The 1102-nt window shown below is 57.9% G+C and carries 1 protein-coding gene and 1 pseudogene; both read right to left on the bottom strand.

Going from position 1 to position 1102, the window contains the following annotated elements:
* Positions 1 to 189: 189 nt before the first annotated feature.
* Positions 190 to 498: a hypothetical protein gene (locus U5A65_RS40630; protein WP_321918083.1), complete on the bottom strand. Its 309-nt coding sequence runs from the start codon at positions 496 to 498 to the stop codon at positions 190 to 192.
* Between the two features lies 1 nt (position 499).
* Positions 500 to 1102 (bottom strand): annotated as a pseudogene (locus tag U5A65_RS40635) (hypothetical protein); the annotation flags it as partial.

Here is a 1102-nt window from a genome sequence, read left to right on the forward strand (position 1 = left end):
AAAAGGGAAAGCATGGAAGGGCGACTGAAAGAATCTACGGCTTACGCCGGGAGATGCCTATTTCGGCCGAGCGCCGGGCGCTAAATTCCGGGTATTGAGTGGCAAACCAGGGAAGCGCAGCCTCGCCAATGCGGCGCGCGAATTCGACATTAATCAGATGGCCGGCCACAGGCCGTTCGTGGTCCTGTTTTACTGCGCCGTTCCTTTTGGTTGTGTCCACTCGATTGGCGCTTCGGTTGTAATTTTCAGGCGCCCACGCAACTCAGGATGCACCGATGCCTGATTGAGTACGGCCATGCCGCCAATCTGACGAAGAGCATCATCCGTAATTGGGGTCGTGCTGTCATCCGGCTCGCCGAGAGGTAGATTCATCGCCGAACCTCGCGCGATCTGCCGATCGATTGCAGTCCCGATTTCGTCACGATACACAGTGCAAAGTTGAATCTGCTGCGTATCTTCGTTGTAAAAGATCACTGTAGCGCGGGCGCGTTTCGTCATTTCAAAAGCCTCTGCAACGTTGATAGTTCTGGAATGCGGTCTCCTTGCAGACCGCATAGGCTCGTGGGTCTTGGGTCATCGCTCTGACGAAATCGCATTGTTCCAGATCGAACTCGAATTCGCCAAAGCAATCGGCCTCGTCGGCCGCGCTGACACCACGGGCGGCAACTTGCGTAACATCATCGCTCAAATGGTCCGGTTGATACGCGAACGGTTGCGCGTCGCCGAGCGGTGTCACGTTGACGCCTGGATTCGCATTGAGCAGGTCATCGTCAAACGTACCACCATCGTCGCTTCCGGTGTCGTCGCCGTCCGAATTGCCTTCGCCGCCACCGAGCAAAGCGCCTGCCGCCGACCCAACGGCTCCAAACAATCCTGCGCCTCCGTCGCCTTCGTTACTGCCCGCGGCACTGTCTGGAGCCTGCGTCAACCCCGTTGCGACTTTGGCTACCTGCGAAGGCACATCGAATGCCTGAGAGAGGGCAGACCCCGCTCCAGCCGTTTTCCCGTCCTGTGCAGCCTTGAAAGCAACCCACTGATCCCATGTCAATGGACGGTTCGCGTTTCCCCCACCAGATGCACTTGCCGACTGCCAGAACTGCGG

Origin of the sequence: Paraburkholderia sp. J10-1 (genome assembly GCF_905220165.1) — a bacterium.
Lineage (GTDB): Bacteria > Pseudomonadota > Gammaproteobacteria > Burkholderiales > Burkholderiaceae > Paraburkholderia.